The organism is Stenotrophomonas sp. STEN014, from assembly GCF_056760315.1.
In genome coordinates this window covers 436,291-453,445 of the sequence record NZ_JBRREN010000002.1, presented here as the reverse complement: position 1 = coordinate 453,445, position 17,155 = coordinate 436,291, and the positions used below count along the sequence as shown (strand labels likewise).

Here is a 17,155-nt window from a genome sequence, read left to right as displayed (position 1 = left end):
ACCTCGGGGAAAGTCAGGTCGTGGGGACCTTGGTCAGGGCCACATCGATGCGCTTGAGCGCTTGCTCGCGGCCGGCCAGATACACGGTGTGGGAGATGTCCGGGCTGACCTGGGTGCCGGTGATGGCCACGCGCAGCGGCTGGGCGACCTTGCCCATGCCGATCTCCAGCGCGGCGGCGGTGTCGTGCAGGGCCACGCCCACCGCCTCGGCGGTCCATTCCGGCAGCGCGGCCAGCAGTTCGCGGGCCTTGGCCAGCGGCACCTCGGCACCGGGTTTGAAGTGCTTGGCCACCGCGGCTTCGTCGTATTCGCTCAGCGGCGTGTACCAGACCACCGCCTTCTCGGCCATTTCCTTCAGCGTCTGCACGCGCTCGCGCAGCGCGATGACCACATCGCTCGGGGCCGGGCCGGCGGCCACGTCCAGGCCCAGCTTCTGTAGCTGGTAGACCAGGTGCGAGGCGATGGATTCGGGCGTTTCGGTCTTCAGGAAGTGCTGGTTGACCCAGCCCAGCTTGGCCATGTCCAGGCGCGAGGCCTTGGAGTTGCAGTTGGTGACGTCGAACAGCTCGATCAGTTCCTGCCGGGTGAACAGCTCCTGGTCACCGTGCGACCAGCCCAGCCGGGCCAGATAGCTCAGCAGCGCCTCGGGCAGGTAGCCGGCGTCCTTGTACTGCATCACGTCGGCCGCGCCGGTGCGCTTGGACAGCTTGGCGCCCTGCTCGTCGAGGATCATCGGCATGTGGCCGAACTTCGGCACCGGCGCGCCGATGGCTTCGTACAGGTTGATCTGGCGCGGGGTGTTGTTGATGTGGTCATCGCCGCGGATCACCTCGGTGATGCCCATGTCCCAGTCATCCACCACCACCGCGAAGTTGTAGGTGGGGAAACCATCCGGACGGAAGATCACCATGTCGTCCAGCTCGCTGTTGGCGATCTCGATCGGGCCCTTGATCAGGTCGTCGAACACCACGGTGCCTTCCAGCGGATTCTTGAAGCGGATGACGCGGTTCGGGTCGTCCCGGTAGGGCAGGTTGAGCTCGCGGGCGGCGCCGTTGTAACGCGGCTTTTCCTGCTTGGCCATGGCGGCCTCGCGCATCGCGTCGAGCTCCTCGCGGGTCTCGTAGGCGTAGTAGGCCTTGCCGGCGGCGATCAGCTGCTCGGCCACTTCCTGGTAACGGGCCACGCGCGCGGTCTGGTAGATCGGGCCTTCGTCGTAGTCCAGCCCCAGCCACTGCATCGCTTCCAGGATCGCGTCGATCGCGCCCTGGGTGCTGCGCTCGCGGTCGGTGTCCTCGATCCGCAGCACGAACTGACCGCCACGGTGGCGCGCCTCCAGCCAGCAGTACAGCGCGGTGCGGGCGCCACCAATGTGCAGGTAGCCGGTGGGACTGGGGGCGAAGCGGGTGCGGACGGTCATGTGGAAAGCACTGGATGGCAAATATGCGGCGATTTTACCCCGCCCGGCCTTCAGCTGCCTGACCGCACATTGGCGCCGCTTGCGGCATGGGCCATGAAAAAACGGCAGCCAGTAGCCCGGGTAAGGCCAACGGCTGCACCCGGGGCCGCGGCAAGTGCATCAAGGGCACCCGGGTGCGCTTCGCTTACCCGGGCTACGCGCTGACCGCTTATTGGCGCCGCTTGCGGCATGGGCCATGAAAAAACGGCAGCCAGTAGCCCGGGTAAGGCCAACGGCCGCACCCGGGGCCGCGGCGAGTGCATCAAGGGCACCTGCCGCCATCGGCGGAACGCACGTACAAAAAAGGGCCGGCAATGCCGGCCCTTTGTCTTGCTCAACCCTTCAGCCGCTTACGGCGCCGGCTTCGGCTCGGGCTTGCGCGGCATCATCTGCTCACGCATCGCCGCGTTGTAGGCGAAGCTGGCCATCACCGCCGCGGCCTGCTTGAGGTCTTCGGCTTCGATGTGGTCCCAGGTGTCCAGGTGGGTGTGGTGGACGTTGGAGAAGTAGTCCAGACGGTCCTGGATGAACTGGAAGCCCGGCAGGCCGACGCGATCGAAGGCGATGTGGTCGGTGGAGCCGGTGTTGCGGGCGACCACGGTGGTGGCGCCGACGTCATTGAACGGCTTCAGCCATGCTTCGAAGATCGGCATCGCGGCCATGTTTTCCTGCGCGTAGATGCCACGGAAGCGGCCCGAGCCGTTGTCCATGTTGAAGTAGACCGAGAGCTTGTCGTAGTCACGCAACTTCTGCAGCGGACCGGTCGGCTCACGCAGGCTGGCCGGCAGCGCCAACTGGGCCGGGTCGGTCGGCTCCGGGAAACGGGCGTAGTTGCGCGAGACATAATCCTGCGAGCCGATCAGGCCCTGCTCCTCGCCGCTCCACAGCGCCACGCGGATGGTGCGCTTGGGCTTGAGGTTGAGCGTTTTGAGGATGCGCATGGCTTCCATCGCCACGGCCACGCCGGCACCGTTGTCGGCCGCGCCGGTGCCGGTGTGCCAGGAGTCCATGTGCGCGCCGATCATCACCACCTCGTCGGCCTTGCCGCTGCCGCGGATCTCGGCCAGCGTGTTGTAGCCGGGCTTGTCGCCTTCGTCGGTAAAGCGGGCATCGACACGGATGCGCAGCTTGACCGTCTCGCCGGCTTCCAGCGAACGCACCAGCGGGTTGAAGTGCTCGGTGATCATGGTCAGTTCCGGCACGCCGGCCGACTCGCCGGCCTTGCGCGAACCGCCCCCGGCCACGCGGATGATGCCGTTGTCCCAGCTCGACAGCGAGATCGCCGCCAGCGCGCCTTCGGCGACGAAGAACTCGTTGGTCTTGCGGACCAGCTCCTGGCGCTCGTTGTATTCCTTCAAACGCTTGGCGCGGTCGGCCGCGGCGGTGGCCGGAATGGTGAACTGCTGCAGGCCTTCCAGCGAGGTGGCGTCATGGCGGTGGCTGTCGGCCTCGGTGCCGCGCTTGTAGGCACGCGCATCGCCCAGCAGCAGCACCTTGCCGCGCAGCTTGCCCTTGTACTTGTCCAGGTCGGCCAGCTTCTTGATGTCCACGCGGACCAGCTCGCCTTCCACGGCACCGTCGGTGCCCGGCGTCCACGCCTTGGGCAGCGCATGCAGCGGCAGCACGCGGTCGCCGATCATCTCCACGCTGGCGTGGGTGAACTCCCAGCCACGGCCGAACGCCGGGAACGCGTCGTCATGGACGTTGCTCAGCCCCCATTCGTTGAACTTGCCGCGGCTCCAGGCATTGGCCGCGGCCATCTGCGGCGAATTGGTCAGGCGCGGGCCGATGTTCTCGGTCAGATAGGTCAGGTGGTCCATCACCTGCGAGTTGTGGAACGCCTCGGCGCGGATGCGGGTGACCACATCCAGATCCACCTTTTCGGTGGCCTGCGCCGGAGCGCCCACCGCCAAGCCCATGCACAACGCCAGCAAACCACGCTTGATCACTATCTTTCCCCCGGCCCTTGGCCCAAATCGCAACAAAGCGGCGAGTCTAGCCAGTGCGGCGTGGCCGGCGAGCCGGCCAATGGTCATGGTCGGCCGACAGACCTCCGCGTTTGTCACAACCACCTGTGCCCGCGCCGGCCTCGCCCAAGCCCCAACGCGAGCGCGGGCACGCGGCGAAGGCGGTCCGCGCCGCGGGCCGCTCACGCCCACCAGCCATACACCACCAGCCGTTCCCCCGGCAGCACAGCCAGCCAGCCGCGTTTGTCCTGCGCGATGGCGAAATACCCGGTGCGCTGCACCGCCGCCTGATCGGCGACGCGCGCTCCCGTCACCCGCTCCGCCGCGCCCAACTTCACCTGCCGCCAGCGCCCGTAGCGGGCGGGCAGCTGCCGGGCCAAACCGGCGCGGGCCACCTTGGACTGTGCGAAGAACGCCAGCCCTGCACGTTGAATGGCCAACGCCGTTGCCGCCGCCAGACGCAATACGACCATACCCCGCGCCTGCCCGCGGAACGCACTGCCCAGCAGCACCCGTTCCAGCTGCCCCGGCACCATGCCGAAATTCACCAACCCGCAGGTTTCAATGCCGGCAGGCAGCAGTTGCTGCGCGCGGCGGTGGATCGATACCCGGTTCATAGCCTGATCCCTCCGGAAAAACGGGGTGGCCTGCGCCACCCCGCGTCGATTACGGCAAGGTCGGCGGAGTGGCCGCACGCTTGCTCAGCTCGTCCAATGTCGGTGAAGTGGCCGCACGCTTGCCCAGCTCGTACCAGTCGATCTTGCGGGTGATCCACATGATCAGCGCCAGGACGCCGAACAGCAGCAGCGAGCCCAGCAGCAGCGCGTTGTTCTCCGAGCCCAGCAGCATGAACAGCGCGCCATACAGCAGGGTCAACAGAGTCGAGAACATCAGCCCGTACTTCCAGCTGCGCAGCACGCCACTGAGGTAGAAGCCCTGCAGGCCGATACAGGCCGCCGCCGAGACCAGGTAGGCCTGCCAGAACGCGATCTGCTCGGACAGGCTGATCAGCAGCAGGAAGAAGATCGCCAGCGCCAGGCCGACCAGCAGGTACTGCAGCGGGTGGATCCGCAACTGCTTGATCAGCTCGAACAGGGCGAAGCCGACGAAGGTCAGCAGCACGAACAGGATGCCGTACTTGGTGGCGCGGTCGGCCTGGGTATAGACGTCCACCGGATCGACCAGGGCCACGGTCAGCGACTCCACCTCCGCATCGGCAACCAGGTTGCGGCGCAGCTGTTCCTGCGCGACCGAGGCCAGCGAGGAGACCGCCCAGCTGGCCTTGAATCCGCGGTCATCGACACTGCGCTCATGCGGCGAGAAGCTGCCGGAGAACTGCGGATGCGGCCATGACGAGGCGATATCCACGCGGGTGTCATCGCCCACCGGCACCACCGACAGCGAACGGGTGCCGTCGAGCACGAACTCCAGCTCGACCTTGCGCCCGTCCGACAGCACGCCCGAGGCGGCGTCGCCCTGCACCCGCAGCGGCGCATGCAGGCCTTTGGACGCGGCCTCCAGCGCACCGGCGCCGGCCTGTAGGGCGATGCTGCGGCCATCCACGCGCAGGTTGGGTGTGCCCACCAGCCCGCGCACGTCGGCAATGCCCAGCGCCAGGTACGGCTGTCCGTAACTGCGCCCGGCCACCGGCGCGTAGTCCCTGTCGGTGAACTCGGCCTGCACGCGGGCGTGCCAGCTGTAGACCGGCACCCGGAACAGGCCCACGCGGCGTTCGTCCGGGCGCATTTCCCCCTGCACGCGCAGCCGTGCCGGCATCTGCAGGTCAAAGCCTTTCTCGGTCTGCAGCTCGCGGGTCTTCAGCCCGGTCGGGCCGACCACCTCCACCTCGCGCTCCTGGGTCCACGGCAGCACCCGCACCGGGCCGATCAGCGACTGCGCGCCGGCACGGCTCTGCGCCACCCGTTCGATGGCCTGGTCGCGATAGCGCTCGCGCTCCTTGATGGTGCCGCGGATCAGCAGCAGCGGGATCAACAACAGCAACACCAGCCCGCCGACGATGGCGGCGCGCAACAGCAGTTTCAGGGAAGTCATGTCCGGTCCTCGTGTGGAAACGGGGACAGCGTGGACCGGCTGGGTGAGCAGGGTTTGTGGCGAATTTGAAGTGAATGTGAAGTCGGCCCGCCGTCCCCTGGTGGCGGGATGCGTTCCGTTTCCCGTGCACACGCGCTGGCCCCTGACCGCCTGCGGTTGCGGATGCGCGCTGCGACATAGTATGAATACAAGCAAAATGCGCACCCGGACCGTCCAGCGCCTCCCGCCCAAGGAACACCCGTGCTGTTGCAAACCCGGTCGCGTACGTCGCTGATCCACCGGCTGTCGCTGAGCATCTGGGGCCTGTTCCTGGCGCTGCTGCTGCTGCTTTCCGCGCTGGGTTACCTGGCCATGCGCATGGCCACCGATCGCGTGGTGCCGATGGTGGCGCAGCGCACGGTGGAACTGCGCGCGCGTGCCAGCGAGGGCCTGTTCCTGCAGGCCGAGCACAGCGTGGTGCGGCTGCAGCAGGAGCTGCTGCGACGGCTGGACAGCGCCGATCCGGCCACCACCCTGGCGCGGTTCGACACCCTGTTCGCACGCAGTGCCGACGGCCTGTGGCGGTTGCGCCCGGAACTGGTCGCGCCGGCCTCCGCACCCACGCTCTACCTGCACCAGCCGCCGCAGGGGCTGGACGCTTCGGCACGCCTGCGCGCGGTCGTCGCCTACGACCTGCTGCGCGAGCAGGGACCGGCGCTGGCACCGCCGTTCTTCTCGGTCTACATGGATTTCATCGAGGACGGGCTGATGGTGTACTCGCCCGGCATCGACTGGGGCAGCGGCGCCGACGCCACGGCCACCAACACCGGCTATCCGACCATGCTCGGCGCCGATCCACGGCGCAATCCGCAGCGCCAGGTGTTCTGGACGCCGGTCTACCTGGACCGGCAGGCCGCTACCTGGATGGTGTCGGTGATCAAGCCGCTGGACTGGCACCAGCACTGGGTCGGCACGCTGGGCCACGATGTCTCGGTGCAGAGCCTGATCGAGCAGGTCGACAGCGGCGATGAAAGCGACGGCGTGCAACTGGTGATGAGCGCCGACGGCGCACTGATCGCCCATCCGCAACTGCGCCGCCGCATTGCCGCCGCCGACGGCCAGCTCGAACTCGACAGCCTCGATGATCCGCTGCTGGCCCAGGTCCACCGCATGATCCGGGAAGCGGCCGTGGACAACGGCGCCGGGCGTTCGCCCGACGGCGCCTACTGGGTGGCGTGGTCGCAGATCCAGGGCCCGGACTGGTACCAGGTCTATCTGCTGCCCCAGGCGCGGGTGAACCATCTGCTGATGTGGGGCCTGCTGGCGATGGCCGGCATCGGCGTGCTCGGCCTGCTACCGGCGATGTGGCTATTGCGCCGGCGGATCGGCTCGCTGGTGGCCGCACCGTTGAAGCGCCTGGCGCTGGCGGTGGATGAACTGGGCCAGGGCCGCGCGCCGCAGCCCATCGGCCTGCAGGGCGATGACGAGCTGGGCCGGCTGGCCGGCGCCTTCGACGACATGGCCGAGGAGCTGGGCCATCAGCGCGCCCTGCAGTTGGCCCATGCCAAGGCCCTGCAGGGCGAAATCGACGAGCGCCGCCAGTTCATGACCCGGCTGGAGGAGGAGCGCGCGCGCCTGCTGGCGCTGCTGGGGGCGATGGACCTGGGCATCCTGTTCGTCAGCGGCGAGAACCGGGTGACCTACTGCAACGCCACGTTCGCCGCCATGTGGCAGTTCCCCGAGGGCGCCAGCGTGGTCGGCCGCTCGACCCGCCAGGTATTGCAGACGGCCAAGCAGCTGATGGCCGATCCGGCGACGATCCTGGCGCAACTGGAGGCGGCGGCCACCGCGGAACCGCCACGGCAGCTGGAGATCCGCCTGCGCGACGGCCGCACCATCATGCACAACGCCTACCTGGTTCCCGACGCGCAGGGCCATTACCTGGGCCGGCTGTGGGTGCAGGAGGATGTGAGCCACCAGCGCCGCACCGCCCAGCAGCTGGTGCGGCTGGCCCACCACGATCCGCTCACCGGGCTGTACAACCGGCGCCGCTTCGAGAACGACCTGGCCAGCTTCTTCCACGATGCCCAGCGCGTACCCAGCCAGGCCGCGCTGCTGTTCTTCGACCTGGACGAGTTCAAGTACATCAACGACACCTTCGGCCACCGCGCCGGCGATGCGGTGCTCAACCGGCTGGCGCTGGAGATGCGCACCCTGGTGCGCGCCGGCGAGACCCTGTTCCGCCTCGGCGGCGACGAGTTCGCCGTACTGATGCCGCACGCCAGCCAGGACGATGCCCAGCACCTGGCCGAGCGGATCGTGCAGCGCATCGCGCAGACCCCGCTGCGCCTGCTCGAACAGACCGTGCGCCTGAGCACCAGCCTGGGCATCGCCCACTACCCCACCCATGCCGACAACACCGAGGACCTGGTCGCCCACGCCGACGCGGCGATGTACCAGGCCAAGCACCTGGGCAAGAACCGCTGGAACGTGTACCGGCCCGACCGTGACAGCTCGCGCGAGATGGCCAGCCGGCTGGTGTGGAACGACCGCATCGCCCAAGCCCTGGAGCAGGACCTGCTGCTGCTGCACTTCCAGGGCGTCTACCACGCCGGTGACGGCCGTCTGGCGCATCTGGAAGCGCTGATCCGCATGCGCGACGAAGCCGGCAGCGGACAGCTGATCATGCCCGCGGACTTCATCGTCCCGGCCGAGAAAAGCGGCAAGATCCTGGAGATCGACCGCTGGGTGATCCGCCAGTGCATCCAGCTGCTGGCCGGCCACCCGCAACTGCCGGCGATCGCCATCAACATCTCCGGGCGCTCCTTTGATGATCCCGAGCTGCCCGCCTGGATCGGCAACCAGCTGCTGCGGCACCGGGTGGCTCCGCAGCGGCTGCTGGTGGAGCTGACCGAGACCGCGGCGATCTCGGACATGGGCGATGCCGCGCGCTTCATCGCCGCGCTGCGGCAGACCGGCTGCCCGATCTGCCTGGACGATTTCGGCACCGGCTTCGCCTCCTTCGCCTACCTCAAGAACCTGCAGGCCGACGTGCTCAAGATCGACGGCATGTTCATCCGCGACCTGCCGCAGGAGCCGGACAACCAGGTGTTCGTACGCGCGATCATCGAAGTGGCCCACGGCATGGGCAAGCTGGCCGTGGCCGAGTTCGTCGAGGACGCCGCCACCTTGGAGATGCTGCGGCAGATGGGCGTGGACATGGTCCAGGGCTACCACCTGGACCGGCCGCGGGCCGACCATCCGGCCCTGACCGTGGCCGTGGCCGATTAGCGGACAGCCGCCTGGCCGGCAAGGATTGCCCCCTCAGGCCAGCGGCAACCACAGACTGGCCAGTGCTCCGCCGCCGGGACGGTTGTGCAGCTGCGCGCGGCCACCATGCAGCCGCGCCACCTCGGCCACGAACGGCAATCCCAGCCCCGAGCTGCGCTGCCCGCTGCCCGGCCGCGCCAGCGAGTAGAACCGCTCGAACACCCGCTCCCGCGCGTAGTCCGGAACGCCCGGCCCCATATCGGCCACCTCCACCGTCCAGCCCGCCTCGTGTCGCTGTACCTGCAACACGATGCGCCCACCGGCCGGCGAAAACGCGATGGCGTTGTCCAGCAGGTTGGACAACGCCTGCCGCAGCAGGAAGGCATCGCCCTGCACCAGCGCCTGCGCCGGCAGCTGGCAGTCCACCACCAGCGCCTGCGCCTGCAGGCGCGGTGCGGCATCCTCGGCCAGACTGCGGCACACCCCGGCCAGATCGACCGCGCCGCGGCGCTGCAGCCAGCCGTGCTGTTCCACTTCGGCCAGCCGCAGCAGCTGGTCGATGGTCTCGGTCAGGCGCCGCTCCTGCTGCACGATGTTGCCGGCAAAGCGCTGCCGCTCGGCCTCGGGCAGCGGCTCCTGCAGCAGCTCGGCGGCGCCGCGGATCGCCGCCAGCGGGCTCTTCATCTCATGGGTCAGCGACTGCACGTACTGCTCGACATAGGCCTTGCCTTCGAGCTTGCGGCGCATGGTTTCCAGCGCGCGGCCGAGGTCGCCGATCTCGTCGCGGCGCGGCTTGGGCGGGGGCACCGGTTCCCCGGCGCTGACCGCCTGCGCATAGCGGTTCAGGCCGCCGATGCCGCGCGCCAGCCACCAGGTCATCAGCAGGCCGATCAAGGCCGACAACCCGATCAGCCAAGCCCCGCGCGCGACGATGGCGCGCTGGCTGGCGGCGATGAACGGATCGATGGTGTCGTTGGGCTGGGACAGCGTCAGCACGCCGATCAGCGTGCGCGCGTCGGCCGGGTCGTACACCGGCGCGGCCACATGCATCACCGTGGTGCTGCCCTCGCCGCGGGTCTCGGCACTGGAGCGCGCACCGTACTGTCCGCGCAAAGTCCGGTAGACATCGTTCCAGCGCGAGTTGTCGCGCCCCACGTCCTGGCCGCGCGAGTCGTAGACCACGATGCCGCTGGCATCGGTCACCGTCACCCGGTAATCGATGCTGCGCTTGGGAAAGCGCCACACCATCGCGCGCGGATCACGGCGCTGCGCGGTGGCCAGCTGGGTGGCGAAGGTGCCGTCGCCGATGCGCCCGGCCTTCAGATCCGGCGCGGCCATGACCGCCAGCACATTGGCCGCATCCACCAGCGTGGCCTCCATCGCCTGGCGCACACCCGGCTTGACCTCGTTGACGAACACCCGCATCACGAAGAACGCGGCGATACCGACGATCAGGAAAAAACCGAGGAAGAGTTTCAGGCCGAGGCGCATTTATCGCAGCCTCGTTTTGTGATGCAGGAGCTTTCACTCCTGCTCCGCAGGAGCGAGCCACCTTTCTTTGCCCGTGCAAAGAAAGGTGACCCAAAGAAAGCACGCCCTGCCTCCGCGCCCCGCGCGCTACGCGCACCGGGTCCACTCCGCCAGCAGGATTTTTCTACGCGACATCCCTGTCGCGTAGAAAAACGACGTGCATCCATGCACGTCGCCCTTCGGGTTTTCCCCGCTGGCTCCGTCGCTGCGGAAGGGAATTCTGAAAAGCAAAAGCAACTGCCGCTACTCCGCCACTTTTGGCCGCAATCGTTCGGCATCACTTTCTGGCCGTTGCTGCTGCCGTTGCCGTTGCCGTTGCTGCTGTGGCTGTGGCTGTGGCTGTGGCTGTGGCTGTGGCTGTGGCTTCCAGTCTTTGACTTCCCCAGCCGTAGAGCGAGCCGAGCACCGCAGCGGATCGGGGAAAGAAGGCGCGGATGTCTGAGCGCAGCGAGTTCCGCGCCGCCCCGATCCGTGAGGAGCACAGGGAATCGATGCGGCGTCGCCGCATCGGCTCGCGTGCCGGCCGTGTTTCTCTTGGTTAGCTTCTCTTTGCACGAGCAAAGAGAAGTAACTCGCTCATGCGAAGCAGGAGCGAAAGCCTTTGCAGTTGCCGTCAAGCACAGACAGGGCAGAACCGGACCGTTTTTGATCAGGCGTCGCGTGGTCTCGCCGCTACCCTCTCTCCGCACGAGCTCCAGCAGACAGGACAGTCGCTTGAAAAAAAGCGCTGTCGCATGCGTCAGATGTCCAGCACCCTCAAACCGCCAGCGCATACCCCACCCCCCGATGGGTACGGATCGGTTCTCCAGGCACCCCCGCCGCCCGCAACTTGGCGCGCAGGGTTTTGACGTGGGTATCGACGGTGCGATCGGCACTGTCACTGGCATGGTCCCAGCCGCGCTCCATCAGCTGCGCCCGGCTCAGGATCGCGCCCGGGCGCTGCAGCAGCGCGGCCAGCAACGCATATTCATAGCGGGTCAGGTCCAACAGGCCTTCGCCATAGCGGATGCGCCGGCCCTCGCCATCGATGGCAAACCGGCCATGCTGCTTCCAGCCCGACGTCTCGGTCGCCGCCACCGCCGGCCCCGCCCGGCGCAGCCGGGCCCGTACCCGCGCCACCAGCTCGCGCGGCGAGAACGGCTTGGTCACGTAGTCATCGGCGCCCAGCTCCAGCCCCAGCACCCGGTCGAACTCGTCATTGCGCGCGGTCAGGAAGATCACCGGCACCTGGCTGAAGGTGCGCAGCTGGCGGCACACCTCGAAGCCGCCGATATCCGGCAGCCCCACATCCAGCACCACCACCTCGGCGCCACCGGCCCGCAGCTGCGCCAGCGCCTCCCGCCCCAGCGTGCAGTGACTGGCCAGATAGCCCTCGCTGCGCAGGGCATATAACAATGTATCGGCGATGGCGGCCTCGTCTTCGACGACAAGGACCCGGGCAGGCTGGTCGGACATGTGCCCAGCATAGCCGCCACCTCCCCCGCGCCGTACACTTCGCCGATGAATTACCGCCACGCCTTCCATGCCGGCAACCATGCCGACGTGCTCAAACACATCACGCTGCTTGCGCTGATCGATTCATTCAAGCGCAAGGACAGCCCGTTCTTCGTGCTGGACACCCATGCCGGGCGCGGCCGCTATCTGCTGTCCAGCGAGGAAAGCCGCAAGACCGCCGAGATCGACGATGGCGTGATGAAGCTGATGGCCCAGCCCACGCTGCCCGACGTGGTCGAGCGCTATCTGAAAGCGGTGCAGGCCGACAACCCCGTCGGCGCTCTGATCACCTACCCCGGCTCACCGCTTCTCACCGCCCAGGCCCTGCGTCCGCAGGACCGTCTGGCCGCCTGCGAGCTGCAGGAAGAGGAAGCCGCCGCGCTCAAGGCGCTGTTCGCCCGCGACAGCCGCGTCGGCGTGCACCCCGGCGATGGCTACGCGCAGATCCGCTCGCTGCTGCCGCCCAAGGTCAATGGTGTGAAGATCGGCCGCGGGCTGGTGCTGATCGATCCACCTTACGAGGCCCAGGACGCCGAATACCCGCGCATCCTGGCGGCGTTGAGCGAAACCCTGGCCCGCTGGCCGCAGGCCACCTGCGCGGTCTGGTTCCCGATCAAGCAGCGCCGCAGCATCCTGCATTTCTTCCGCAAAGCCGCCGCGTTGCCGATCAAATCGGCGCTGCTGGCCGAATTCCTGGTGCGTCCGGACGACTCGCCGCTGCGTCTGAACGGCAGCGGTATGCTGCTGCTCAATCCACCGTGGCAGTTCGACCGGGTGCTGGCGCCGGCGATGCCGGTGCTGAAGAAGCATCTGGGCGAAACCGGGGCCTCGACCCGCCTGGAGTGGCTCAAAACGGCCGAGTAGGCAACGGCCGTTCCCGGCCATGACCCCGCGTTCAACAATGTTCACAGAATTTCGCACGACCGGTGCCAGAATCAGCGGACTTTCGAGGAAACGTAGTCATGGCGACCCGCAACCGCATGCCCCCGTGGCATGAAAACTTCAAAGCCCCCAGTGGCCGGGAACTGCTGATCCGCCCCATCCGGCCGGAAGACGGCCCGCCACTGCAGGGGGCATTTGAGCTGTTTGGACCGGAGGAAGTGCGTGACCGGTTCCTGCAGTCGGTCGAATCCCTTTCCGACGAAACCGCCCAGCGCCTGACCCACCCCAATCCCAAGACCGAGATTTCGCTGGTCGCCGCCGAACCGCTGCCGCCCGGCGAAGCGGTGGTCGGCGCGGTGGCGCGGGCCTCGATCATTCCCGGCACCCGGGATGCCGAGTACGCGATCCTGGTCAGCCGCTTCCTCGCCGGCCAGGGCCTGGGCCGCCAGCTGATGCGCAAGCTGGTGAAGTGGGCGCGCGGCAAGTATCTGGACCGCATGTACGGCGATATCGCCCAGGACAACGAGCCGATGCAGCAGCTGGCAGCCTCGCTGGGCTTCAAGCAGGTGCCGCATCCCACCGGCGCCCCGGGACTGGTGCGGATGGTGCTGGAACTGGCCAACTGAGGCGCTTCCGCCTCCTTGCAGACAACAGGCGCTCCCACAAGGGGCGCCTTTTTTCATGACGCACATCCCTGCGCGTCACCGTTGGGCGGCTTTGCCGTGAAAAACGGCGATCCTGCCGTTTTTTCATGACGCATATCCACGTGCCTCACCGTTCGGCAGCCTCGCCGCGAAAACGGCGGTCCTGCCGTTTTTCCCAACCCTCCTCCGTCTCCGCTCCCCTTCCGCAGCGTTGCCCTGCAGAACCGCGGTGCGGCTGTTTTGCGGAGGGGATAGTCCGTTTCCCCCTTGCAGCGGCCGGGCAGATCGCATCTGGTAAAATTCGCGGTCAATGTCGTCCATCAAATTCCCCTCTCCGCCGCTGCCGCGTAGCGGCCAGCTCCGCGCCTGGTGGCGCGCCCCGGCTTCCGTCAGTGCGCTGGCCTGGCACATCGCCCGTGCCGCCGACGCCCACGGCAGGCCCCTGCTGCTGGTGACGCGCGACAACCAGAGCGCGCATCTGGCCGTGACCGACCTGCAGACCCTGCTGGGCGATGCCTCGACGCTGCCGGTGGTGCCGTTCCCGGACTGGGAAACGCTGCCCTACGACCAGTTCAGTCCGCACCCGGACATCATTTCCCAGCGGCTGGCCGCGCTGCACCGCCTGCCCACCCTCGCCCGCGGCATCGTCGTGGTGCCGGTGCAGACCCTGCTGCAGCGCCTGGCGCCGCTGAACTACATCGTCGGCGGCAGCTTCGACCTGAAGGTCGGCCAGCGGCTGGACATGGATGCGGAGAAACGCCGGCTGGAAAGCGCCGGCTACCGCAACGTGGCGCAGGTGATGGACCCGGGCGATTTTGCCGTGCGCGGTGGCCTGCTCGATGTCTACCCGATGGGCACCGAGGCGCCGCTGCGCATCGAGCTGCTGGACGAGGACATCGATTCGATCCGCGCATTCGATCCCGAAACGCAGCGCTCGCTGGACAAGGTGCCAGCAGTGAAGCTGCTGCCCGGCCGCGAAGTGCCGGTGGACGAGGCCAGCCTGGCCAAGGTGCTGACCACGCTGCGCGAGCGCTTTGACGTTGATACCCGGCGCAGCCCGCTGTACCAGGATCTCAAGGCCGGGGTCCTGCCCTCGGGCGTCGAATACCTGCTGCCACTGTTCTTCGACAAGACCGCCACGCTGTTCGACTACCTGCCCGAAGGCTTCATGACGGTGCTGGGCACCGGTGTGGCCGAGGCCGCCGATGCGTTCTGGACCCAGACCCTCAGCCGCTACGAACAGCGCCGCCACGATATCGAGCGGCCGCTGCTGCCGCCGGAAGAGATCTACCAGAGTCCGGACAGCCTGCGCGAGCAGTTCAACAAGCTGCCGCGCGTGGAAGTGTGGCCGGCCGACCACCCGCACATCGCCGAGGCGCAGGCACTGGGTGACCAGCCGCTGCCGCCACTGCCGGTCGCCGCCAAGGATGCACCGGCTGGACAGGCGCTGAAGTCGTTCCTGGACAACTACCCGGGCCGGGTGCTGATCGCCGCCGATTCGCCGGGCCGCCGCGAGGCGCTGCTGGAAGTGCTGCAGGCCGCCGATCTGCGCCCGCCGGTGGTTCCCGGTCTGCCGGGGTTCCTTGCTGATGCTGCCGCACCGCGCTTTGCGATCACCGTCGCCCCGCTGGATGACGGCTTCGCACTCGGCGAGCCGCCGCTGGCGGTACTGACCGAACGCCAGCTGTTCCCCGAACGCGCCGGCCAGCCGCGCCGCACCCGCCGCGCCGGGCGCGAGCCCGAGGCGATCATCCGCGACCTGGGCGAGCTCAGCGAAGGCGCTCCCATCGTCCACGAGGACCACGGCGTGGGCCGCTACCGCGGCCTGATCGCGATGGATGTCGGCGGCATGCCCGGCGAATTCCTCGACATCGAGTACGCCAAGGGCGACCGCCTGTACGTGCCGGTCGCGCAGCTGCACCTGATCAGCCGCTACTCCGGCGCCTCGCCGGAAACCGCGCCGCTGCATTCGCTCGGGGGCGAGCAGTGGGCCAAGGCCAAGCGCAAGGCCGCCGAGAAGGTGCGCGACGTCGCTGCCGAGCTGCTGGAAATCCAGGCCCGCCGCCAGGCGCGCGCCGGGCTGGCGCTGGATATCGACCGCGCGATGTACGAACCGTTCGCCGCCGGCTTCCCGTTCGAGGAAACCGCCGATCAGCAGGCCGCGATCGATGCGACCCTGCGCGACCTGCAATCGGCCCAGCCGATGGACCGCGTGGTCTGCGGCGACGTCGGCTTCGGCAAGACCGAAGTCGCCGTGCGCGCGGCCTTCGCCGCGGCCAGTGGCGGCAAGCAGGTGGCAGTGCTGGTGCCGACCACGCTGCTGGCCGAACAGCACTACCGCAACTTCCGCGACCGCTTCGCCGATTACCCGCTGCGTGTGGAAGTGCTCTCGCGCTTCAAGAGCACCAAGGAGATCAAGGCCGAGCTGGACAAGGTCGCCGAGGGCACCATCGATGTGATCATCGGCACCCACCGGTTGCTGCAGCCGGATGTGAAGTTCAAGGATCTGGGGCTGGTCATCGTCGATGAAGAGCAGCGCTTTGGCGTGCGCCAGAAGGAAGCGCTGAAGGCCATGCGCGCCAACGTGCACCTGCTCACGCTCACCGCCACGCCGATTCCGCGCACGCTCAACATGGCCATGGCCGGGCTGCGCGACCTGTCGATCATCGCCACCCCGCCGCCGAACCGGCTGGCGGTCAAGACCTTCATCACCGCTTGGGACAACGCGCAGCTGCGCGAGGCGTTCCAGCGCGAGCTCGCGCGCGGCGGCCAGCTGTACTTCCTGCACAACGATGTGGAAAGCATGGGCCGGATGCAGCGCGAGCTGTCCGAGCTGGTGCCGGAGGCGCGCATCGGCGTCGCCCACGGCCAGATGCCCGAGCGCGAGCTGGAAAAGGTGATGCTGGATTTCCAGAAGCAGCGCTTCAACGTGCTGCTGGCCAGCACCATCATCGAATCGGGCATCGATATTCCCAATGCCAACACCATCATCATCAACCGTGCCGACAAGTTCGGCCTGGCCCAGCTGCACCAGTTGCGCGGCCGTGTCGGCCGCTCGCACCATCGCGCCTACGCCTACCTGGTAGTGCCGCCGGACAAGCGGGCGATCAGCGCCGATGCGCACAAGCGGCTGGAAGCGATCGCCTCGATGGATGAACTGGGCGCCGGTTTCACCCTGGCCACGCACGATCTTGAAATCCGCGGCGCCGGCGAGCTGCTCGGCGAGGACCAGAGCGGGCAGATGGCCGAGGTCGGTTTCAGCCTCTATACCGAGCTGCTGGAGCGCGCGGTACGGTCGATCAAGGCCGGCAAGCTGCCCGACCTGGATGCCGGCGAAGAAGTCCGCGGCGCCGAGGTGGAGCTGCATGTGCCGGCGCTGATCCCGGAAGACTACCTGCCCGACGTGCATACCCGCCTGACCCTGTACAAGCGCATTTCCAGCGCCCGCGACAGTGCGGCGCTGCGCGAGCTGCAGGTGGAGATGATCGACCGCTTCGGCCTGCTGCCGGATCCGGTCAAACACCTGTTCGCCATTGCCGAACTCAAGCTGCAGGCCAACGCGCTGGGCATCCGCAAGCTGGAACTGGGCCAGAACGGTGGCCGTATCGTGTTCGAAGCCAAGCCCGAGATCGATCCGATGGCGGTGATCCAGCTGATCCAGAAGCAGCCCAAGCTGTACCAGATGGAGGGCCCGGACAGATTGCGCATCAGGCATCCGCTGCCGGAAAGTGCCGACCGTTTCAACGCCGCACGCGCACTGCTGACCACCCTGCGGCCGTGAAAGCCCTGATTAAGACAACCGATGAAGATTGCGTGAAAAGGCGGGCGTACCGACAATAGGCGCCCCCACTCTTACGCACGCGGCCGTCCCCCCCGGCTCC

General features: G+C 67.8%; 9 protein-coding genes and 1 pseudogene. 4 read left to right on the top strand and 6 right to left on the bottom strand.

Going from position 1 to position 17,155, the window contains the following annotated elements:
• Window positions 1-13 precede the first annotated feature (13 nt).
• The 4 genes and pseudogenes from gltX to creD all read right to left on the bottom strand — a co-directional run.
• Window positions 14-1,417: a glutamate--tRNA ligase gene (gene gltX / locus ACVOMC_RS04785; protein ID WP_481523014.1), complete on the bottom strand. Its 1,404-nt coding sequence runs from the start codon at window positions 1,415-1,417 to the stop codon at window positions 14-16.
• A 389-nt stretch (window positions 1,418-1,806) separates the two neighbouring features.
• Window positions 1,807-3,405, bottom strand: a complete 1,599-nt coding sequence (locus ACVOMC_RS04780; protein ID WP_481523013.1) for a M20/M25/M40 family metallo-hydrolase — start codon at window positions 3,403-3,405, stop codon at window positions 1,807-1,809.
• A gap of 200 nt (window positions 3,406-3,605) precedes the next feature.
• Entirely contained in the window at window positions 3,606-4,040 is a 435-nt protein-coding gene (locus ACVOMC_RS04775) for a hypothetical protein (RefSeq protein ID WP_481523012.1), read from the bottom strand.
• Window positions 4,041-4,161: 121 nt separating this feature from the next.
• Window positions 4,162-5,475: pseudogene (gene creD / locus ACVOMC_RS04770) on the bottom strand (cell envelope integrity protein CreD); the annotation flags it as partial.
• 240 nt (window positions 5,476-5,715) lie between these two features.
• Here creD and ACVOMC_RS04765 point away from each other — a divergent pair.
• A complete protein-coding gene (locus ACVOMC_RS04765) occupies window positions 5,716-8,745 on the top strand; it encodes a bifunctional diguanylate cyclase/phosphodiesterase (RefSeq protein ID WP_481523011.1) in 3,030 nt (1,009 codons plus the stop codon).
• A 33-nt stretch (window positions 8,746-8,778) separates the two neighbouring features.
• Here ACVOMC_RS04765 and creC read toward each other — a convergent pair whose 3' ends face one another.
• Window positions 8,779-10,215, bottom strand: a complete 1,437-nt coding sequence (gene creC, locus ACVOMC_RS04760) for a two-component system sensor histidine kinase CreC (protein ID WP_481523010.1) — start codon at window positions 10,213-10,215, stop codon at window positions 8,779-8,781.
• 795 nt (window positions 10,216-11,010) lie between these two features.
• Window positions 11,011-11,709, bottom strand: coding sequence for a two-component system response regulator CreB (creB, locus tag ACVOMC_RS04755; protein ID WP_481523009.1), 699 nt, complete (start codon window positions 11,707-11,709; stop codon window positions 11,011-11,013).
• A 45-nt stretch (window positions 11,710-11,754) separates the two neighbouring features.
• On the opposite strand from creB, the gene ACVOMC_RS04750 reads away from it, so the two are divergent.
• From ACVOMC_RS04750 to mfd, 3 genes are all read left to right on the top strand, one after another.
• Window positions 11,755-12,612, top strand: coding sequence for a 23S rRNA (adenine(2030)-N(6))-methyltransferase RlmJ (locus ACVOMC_RS04750; RefSeq protein WP_481523008.1), 858 nt, complete (start codon window positions 11,755-11,757; stop codon window positions 12,610-12,612).
• A gap of 98 nt (window positions 12,613-12,710) precedes the next feature.
• The gene (locus tag ACVOMC_RS04745) at window positions 12,711-13,256 is read left to right on the top strand and encodes a GNAT family N-acetyltransferase (RefSeq protein ID WP_054660495.1); all 546 of its coding nucleotides are present in this window, start codon (window positions 12,711-12,713) and stop codon (window positions 13,254-13,256) included.
• 328 nt (window positions 13,257-13,584) lie between these two features.
• Window positions 13,585-17,055 carry a transcription-repair coupling factor gene (mfd, locus tag ACVOMC_RS04740; protein ID WP_481523007.1) on the top strand — a complete coding sequence of 1,157 codons (3,471 nt, stop codon included), beginning with the start codon at window positions 13,585-13,587 and terminating at the stop codon, window positions 17,053-17,055.
• Window positions 17,056-17,155 lie beyond the last annotated feature (100 nt).